The 7,341-nt window shown below is 32.5% G+C and carries 9 protein-coding genes and 1 pseudogene; 3 read left to right on the top strand and 7 right to left on the bottom strand.

The window, feature by feature from the left end:
- From HJ01_RS15665 to HJ01_RS15650, 4 genes are all read right to left on the bottom strand, one after another.
- Positions 1-484 (bottom strand): HupE/UreJ family protein (locus HJ01_RS15665; RefSeq protein WP_040474058.1); only part of this gene is annotated, 484 nt, incomplete at its 3' end.
- Positions 485-555: 71 nt separating this feature from the next.
- A complete protein-coding gene (locus HJ01_RS15660; RefSeq protein ID WP_007139468.1) occupies positions 556-771 on the bottom strand; it encodes a hypothetical protein in 216 nt (71 codons plus the stop codon).
- Positions 772-815: 44 nt separating this feature from the next.
- On the bottom strand, positions 816-1,244 hold the full coding sequence (locus tag HJ01_RS15655) for a hypothetical protein (protein ID WP_007139467.1): 429 nt from the start codon (positions 1,242-1,244) through the stop codon (positions 816-818).
- Between the two features lie 253 nt (positions 1,245-1,497).
- A complete protein-coding gene (locus tag HJ01_RS15650; protein WP_007139466.1) occupies positions 1,498-1,884 on the bottom strand; it encodes a hypothetical protein in 387 nt (128 codons plus the stop codon).
- Positions 1,885-2,379: 495 nt separating this feature from the next.
- On the opposite strand from HJ01_RS15650, the gene HJ01_RS15645 reads away from it, so the two are divergent.
- From HJ01_RS15645 to HJ01_RS15635, 3 genes are all read left to right on the top strand, one after another.
- The gene (locus tag HJ01_RS15645) at positions 2,380-2,988 is read left to right on the top strand and encodes a c-type cytochrome (RefSeq protein ID WP_007139465.1); all 609 of its coding nucleotides are present in this window, start codon (positions 2,380-2,382) and stop codon (positions 2,986-2,988) included.
- 80 nt (positions 2,989-3,068) lie between these two features.
- Positions 3,069-3,623 (top strand): hypothetical protein, encoded by a 555-nt coding sequence (locus HJ01_RS15640; protein WP_007139464.1) that lies wholly within the window; start codon positions 3,069-3,071, stop codon positions 3,621-3,623.
- A gap of 60 nt (positions 3,624-3,683) precedes the next feature.
- The gene (locus HJ01_RS15635; RefSeq protein ID WP_007139463.1) at positions 3,684-4,319 is read left to right on the top strand and encodes a DUF4136 domain-containing protein; all 636 of its coding nucleotides are present in this window, start codon (positions 3,684-3,686) and stop codon (positions 4,317-4,319) included.
- A 228-nt stretch (positions 4,320-4,547) separates the two neighbouring features.
- Here HJ01_RS15635 and HJ01_RS15630 read toward each other — a convergent pair whose 3' ends face one another.
- From HJ01_RS15630 to HJ01_RS15625, 3 genes and pseudogenes are all read right to left on the bottom strand, one after another.
- Complete coding sequence (locus HJ01_RS15630; protein WP_007139462.1) at positions 4,548-4,991, bottom strand: universal stress protein; 444 nt, start codon at positions 4,989-4,991, stop codon at positions 4,548-4,550.
- Positions 4,991-5,086, bottom strand: a pseudogene (locus tag HJ01_RS17925) (heavy metal-binding domain-containing protein); the annotation flags it as partial. The gene HJ01_RS15630 and the pseudogene HJ01_RS17925, both read right to left, overlap by 1 nt.
- Positions 5,087-5,275: 189 nt before the next feature.
- A partial coding sequence (locus tag HJ01_RS15625; protein WP_040474057.1) for a multicopper oxidase domain-containing protein occupies positions 5,276-7,341 on the bottom strand: 2,066 nt, incomplete at its 5' end.

Here is a 7,341-nt window from a genome sequence, read left to right as displayed (position 1 = left end):
CTTCTTTTTCAAATTTGAAATCCTGTAATTTACTCGCTAGCCCAAAACCGTGGATTAATCCGAAAATTAAAACGGCCGCTTTTGTATTGGGCTGTTTTCCGAAAAATCTCTTGAAACCACCTAAATTATCAAACCCCTTATAAATTATTGACAGTGCAATGATAGCGTCAATTAAAAAAGAGTTAATGGATATGCCACTCATAACACCCAACAATAAGGTTGTGCTATGACCAATTGTAAAAAAGCTCACATACAACAACACTTCTTTAGGGCGGTATAAGAAAAAGATAACACCAACTAAAAAAAGTAAATGATCGTAACCGGTAAGCATATGTTTAGCACCAATGTAAAGAAATGGACCAAAAGCTACTCCATCATTTCCTGTTAAAAAAGTTTGTGTATTTTCATCAACTCCGTGGGCAAAAACATTTCCGATGCACATAAAAAGTAGTATGGCAAGGAATATTATTTTTTTTGAATTCATAATTTTATTTTTCTTTTAAAAACCACTTCTCTTCTAAAATTTAAGGAAAAGAAGTGCCTTATTAAATTAATTTAATGGGTGTGGCCATGTGCGGCATCAACTTTATCTGGTTCCACTATATTAATACTATCCCTGCTAACTTGATTAATACTATCTGTGTTTTCTTGAACTTGTTTAGTAGTTTCATTAGTCTGAATTTCTGTGCTTTCAGTTTCGTTTTTTGCTTTTTGGTTACAAGAAGTTAACATTCCGATTGCGATAGTCGCTACTATTAAAAAATTTTTCATAACTGTAATTTAAATTGAATTTATTAAAGAGTAATAAAATTGAATTAATGTTGGTGTCCGTGATTAATATCATGTTCAGAGACTTGGTTGTTTCTAAATCTGGAAGTAATTGTTTTTCCTTTTACATTTACTGAAATGGTACAATAGGTATATATGTTTGCTTTAGGAACTTCTACAAACAAAGCATTATTTATGTCTAATGAAATTGGGTTTGTCGCTTTTGTTTTATTGAAAAATTCGAATACTACAGTTCCACTAACGCCTTTGTTTGAAACAGTTTTTCCTTTAGTATTTAAGACATAGAAACTACAGTTATTTTCTCTTTCTACCATTTCGATTTTGTAGTCCGCTACATTCTGTATGATGCCGTTATGTGGTCCTTTGGATTGATTTTCGGTTACTTGTGCATTAGAAATTGTTGTTCCTACAACAAGCAAGAATATGCCAATTGCAATTGATTTTATTTTTTTCATTACAGATGTTTTAGAGTTAAAAAATAGCGAGAGCATTACAGTACAGCACTAAAAACGTTATGAGTGTTTTATGAAGTCTAAAAGGATTTTAGTTATGGTGTAACATAAAAATCTTAAAGGTCTAGGTCCGTGATGTGTTGTAATGGAATTGATACAAGATATCGTTTGCTATAGTTAAATAGCAAAACGTATTTTAAAATAAGCAATCAGAAATATTTAAAATATAACTAATTACGATTTAAAATAAAATGAATTAACTCAATTTAGGTGGGAGCCAGATAGAGGCAAAAACACTGGAAATGTAAAAATCCTGACTGAAAGGTACAGTACGGTTTAGGGAAATAATGTTAAGCTTGCGAAAAGAAAACGCTGTTTGGCTTTCAAAAGCAAGAATTGTATTCACATTTGTATTGATTGTTTTGAAAGGTAAATTCTGATGATTGTCATGTTTGTCTGTGTCAGAATGTTGCTTATCGTTATTGTAATGAAAATCAATAAAATCAGCAAATGAAATATCAAGATCATCGTCATGATGCTCTGTAAAGTGTTGTATTAAGGTGGGTATTTTCAATAATTGCCCTATTTCTGTGTTGGCACACAAAAAGATAAAAAGGAATGATATGGCAATTGATTTTTTCAAGATTGTAAAAGTAATAAATTTTATTGACTACTAATACTTTGAAAAATAAATATTAAGTAAATCTTAATATTCCATAAATGCTATATAAAATTTGATAATGGTTCATCAATTTTATTAACTTTTAGATTGTAATGTTGTATTTAATCCAAAGAACAGATTTATTATGTTTTTCACTCTAACTCATTTAAAATTAATTCAAATATGGTTTTATTAAAATTGTAACAGGAAATTGGCACCTCTGCATAATTTGACTTTCAGCTTTATAAACATAGGTGAAATAGGGGATCTAGGGTCAATGAAATTTCTAATTTATGGAAATAGAAAATTTATAAATTCCGAGGACATATTTAAATAAATCGTAAATTTATATTGAAATAGAAAAGAATATTTATAAAATACTTAAGTATAATGATTTGTGTGTTATTTAAGTGTTTTTTAGTGATTAAAAATATTGAGTATTTATATTGGTGTAATCAAAAAAATTATTCAACAACTATGAAAAAATCAAAACATCATGGTGCATTCTTCGGACACACTCTGCATAAACTCTATCGAACTATAAAAACAGAACTTGCAATCATTACCTTAATGATGTATGTACTGCTGATGCTTACTTCCTGCCGGAATTCAGAAAAAAAAGAGAAACCAGTTGAACAGAACTACCCTCAACAAAAAGAAGAAGAAAATCACAGCCCTGAACATAACGAGCATTCGGAACTAATGAATAAAACTCGCGAATGGTTAAAACAGGAATTGGGCGAAAAATATGATCAGCCCGTATCTCTTGGTACAGCGAAACAGCTTGAACAAGGCGAAGAAATATTTACAAAATATTGTGTTACTTGTCATGGTAGTAGTGGTAAAGGCGACGGTCCAGGAGCAGTGGCATTGCAACCAAAACCAGCCGATTTTACTAACCCTGAACATTCATCTTACTATTCAAATCAAGGACGAATATACCTCATAAAAAAAGGAATCAAGGGAACTGCAATGGCAGCCTGGGAAAGCATTTTGAGCGAAGAAGAAATCTTTTCGGTTTATGTTTATATAAATTCTCTGAAAGATTCAGGCGAAATGATGGAACACCAAGGGCAAAATCATTAAAAAATGAAAGGAAAAAATTAAATAATCCAAATTAAGAAAAAGAATTACAATCGGACCTATATCGTATTAAATATAAAATCATGGCAAAAAAATTAAAAATAGTATGGGTATTCACTAATATTGTATTACTACTATGGAGCTTTTTAGCTAAGGCACAGCAAAGATATCAAACGAGGGAAGGAAGTATTGAAGTTATAGGTTCGCACAGAGATTCCATTATAATAGCCAATAGCAATCACCTGTTTGTTTTAATCAATTATGAAAATGCTGAAATCGAACTAATGTTTAATCCAGCTATTCTACGCACTTCAACAGATTCATTGAATGTGAAGCTTATCAACTCAAACATTGGGCAGGTATTACTGAAAGGACAACTAAACATTCCTTACGTGGAGACATTACAACATCCAGATCACAAACTAAATTTTGGAGCTGAATTGTATTTGAATGGAAAGACGAAAAGAGTATTTGTAAACGGATTGCTTATACATATAGCAAGTAACGAAACTATCTCCTGTTTGCTTACACTCAACTTTAAATTGAGATTAAGTGATTTTGGTATCATTTTACCCAAAGGATGGAACAACGAAATAACGATACAAATTTTTCAGACCGTACTTAAAAAATCTAACTAATTAAATCCATAAAAAAAAATAATTGATACTTAGAAAATGGCCCATTAAAAAAGAGAAAACATGAAAACAGATAAAAATTTTTACGGCTATTTAATTGGCTTTCTTTTCGTCGCTATGGCCGGATGCGGGGTTTATACGAAAATCACTTCCGATTATGATCGCAGTATTGATTTTACGAAATACAAAACCTTTGCTTGGCTACCGGATAAAGATACAGTTGGTGGCGAATATAATAACCAGATTATTCGCAACAATGCACGCAACTATTTTAGTCATTGTATGGGAGAGAGGGGATACAAGATAAGTATTGACACACCAGATGTTTTTCTGGAATTGGTTATCACTGCCGTTAAAAAGGAAAAAACAGTCAGTACTCCTTCTTCTACCTATCCTTTAGGTTGGTATTATCATAACCCCTATTATTATCATTATCCCGGCAATCACTATTACCTCCATCACTATAATTACAATTATACCACTTATGTTACCCAAAAGTTAGAATATACTGAAGGGGCAATCACACTGAATGTAATTGACCGGAAACTGAACAAACTTGTATGGACAGGAACCGCTAAAGGTGATTTATATGACCCTTCTTATATTGGGGAAAATCTTCATCCTGCAGTGTATGATATTCTTGAAAATTATCCCATAAAACCTCTTAATGGACACAGACGTCCGAAAAAAAAGATGTAAACTACATGTACTAAATAAAATGTAAAAAAGTTCAATTCATTAGATTTTACTGGCAATGAATTAAATAATAGACCAAGAGAAAGACATGGATATAAAAACACCTACAAATCTTTTTTACGATACAATATACTTACAATAAGGGATCTTACATTAAATCGTTTTAACTACCAGTAAGTTCAATAATTTGACACTACAAAATGGATATGTGTTTGTCTCTTGTTACGTTTTTTATTTACGAACAATTTCTACAGAACATTTTGCATGTAAAGCAACTGAATGCGAAACAGAACCTAAAAAAAAACGCTCAATTGCTCCGTAACCATGTGAGCCAACTACTATCAAATCTGCTTTAAATTTTTCGGCTTCATCAAGTATTACGCTTTTTGGTGAACCTGAAACTACTTTTGCTGTTACTAACAGATTTGGATTTTTATTTTCAAGAATTTCGGCTGCACTAATTGCATTATTTTCTGCATTTTGAAACGCGTTTTCATCAAATTGTGCATAGTATTCGTGGGAAACCCCCATTGGTTCTAAAGTGTTTACAATAGCTGTAATTTCGTAGACAGCAAGAATACATACCTCGGTTTTGGGCGAAAAAGGTCTGTCGGCAATTTCATTTATTGCCGTTTTACTATATTTTGAACCGTCGGTTGCCAGTAGAATTTTCATTCTTTTTTCTCAACTAAATTCATTCCGCATTTGGGACATTTTCCGGGTTTATCCGAAGTAACTTCTGGATGCATTGGGCAGGTGTACGTTTTTTGAGTTTCCATTTTCTTTAATATTTGGTGTAAAGTAATTTTTACAATATAAATGTACTATAACTAATTTATTAAAATGTTACATTATCCTAAAAAATAGTTATATAATTAACACGGTGTTAAATGTTTAGGTAAAAAAAAGATGCTTATATTTTACTACAAGCATCTTCAGCATTAACCTTAAATAAAAAATTAATAATTAAAAGTAGCTCCTAATCCCATTCCCATATCACTATCATAATGAGTTGTTATTCCAAAGTTTCTTTTGACAATGTATCTCAAACCTGCCATATATTCTTTATCGGTATTCCACATTAAACTCATTCGTAGTCTTTTAGAAACTGGAATATCTTTACGTTCAAATTGTAATCTGAAATTTCCATCGGTGAATACTTCCACCTGAGACATTATTAACATTGGCAAAGTATAATTGACCCCCGCACTAAAAACAGCCCTGTTGTCTTTGGTATTGGTTTGGCCGAATAGATTATGTTCCTGTGTGTCTATTCCCATTTTTCTGTATCTCCAATCAAAACCAATGAAAGGCATTAGCCATTGCATTTTACCAATATATCGTCCTATGTGGGTTTCGGTTTCGTAACCGTGCATATCATTGTATCCTAATCTCCATTCTGTTCCAATACTCCAACGTGTACTTTGATACATTGCTTCTCCATCGTTTCCGTTTGTTGCAAAATCATTTTCTGCCATAAAATGAAATTTTCTATCGTCAGCAAATAATTTTCGTTGTGCCAGTTTCGGGTTAGGAATTTCGGGATTTGCTTCTTGATTTTCATAGGAGAAGACCGTCCCCATACCACTCATCATATGATACAAAATATGACAATGAAAGAACCAATCACCTTCTACATTAGCATTAAATTCAAATACATCGGTTTCCATTGGCATTATATCCACAACGTTTTTTAGAGGAGCATAATCTTCTTGACCATTTAATAGTCTAAAATCGTGACCGTGCAAGTGCATTGGGTGTCGCATCATAGAATTGTTATGAATTGTGATACGAACATTTTCGCCTTTTTTAATTAATATTTTATCCGCTTCAGAAACTACTTTGTTATCTAAACTCCAAACATAGCGGTTCATATTTCCTGTCAATTCAAATTTTAGTTCTCGTACTGGAGCATCTTTAGGAAGTATAGTTTTAGTTGGCGATTTTAACATTGCATAATTTAAGGTAGTAATATCAGAAAGTGCATTACTGTCATAATCGGCTTCTGTCATTTTCATCTCCTGCATTTTTTTACCGTCTTTCTTTTTTTGTTCTCCAGTAATTTCTGGGTACATTACCACATTCATATCCATTTGATTGTAGGACATACTCATGCCCATATCATCTAAATCACCGTTCATTTTCATCATCCCGTTCATCATTTTCATTCCTTCAAAGTATTTAAGTTTAGGAAGCGGTTTGATAAGTTGTTTGATACCATCCCCAATGAAATAAGAAGCTGAATACAATCTATCTTCAGTGGTGGCTAAAAATTCAAAAGCAGTTTTATCGGCAGGAATAGTAACGACAACATCGTAAGTTTCAGAAACACCAATAATTAATCGATCTACTTCTACAGGCTCTACATCGTTACCGTCATTTGCAACTACCGTTATTTTCCCACCGGCATAAGTAAGCCAAAAATAGGAAGAAGCGCCACCATTAGATACGCGTAAACGTACTTTATCACCTGCTTTTAAAGTTTTTCCATCAATACTTTTAACATCCGTACTTTGCTTACCATTCATAAGGATTTTATCGTAAAACACATCGCTTACATCCATTGCATTCATCCTTTTCCATTCATTTTTTAGTTTAACACCTAAATAACCTTGCTTTATGGCCTCGGCATAACTTTGGGTTGTTCCTTTTTTAATGGCTGGATAATCGTTTGCGTTGTGCAACATTCGGTGTACGTTTTCGGGTTTTATATCGGTCCATTCACTTAATACTATTGGTATAGTTGGCAAATCGTCAATACCGTTTCTAAAGGTTGGGTCTTCAGCTCTTTTATTCATTACAAAATTACCATACATTCCAATTTGCTCCTGCAGTCCAAAATGGCTATGGTACCAATGTGTTCCTTGTTGGATAATCGGAAATGTATATTTGTGTGTCGTGTTGGGCTTTATTGGCATTTGTGTCACATTTGGAACTCCGTCTTCTTTATTAGGTAAAAACAATCCGTGCCAATGCAATGATGTTTCTTCTTTTAATTCGTTATGTACATAAATTTCTGCTGTAT

It is taken from the genome of Flavobacterium frigoris PS1, assembly GCF_000252125.1.
GTDB classification, from domain to species: domain Bacteria; phylum Bacteroidota; class Bacteroidia; order Flavobacteriales; family Flavobacteriaceae; genus Flavobacterium; species Flavobacterium frigoris_A.
This window is presented reverse-complemented; position numbering and strand designations above follow the sequence as displayed.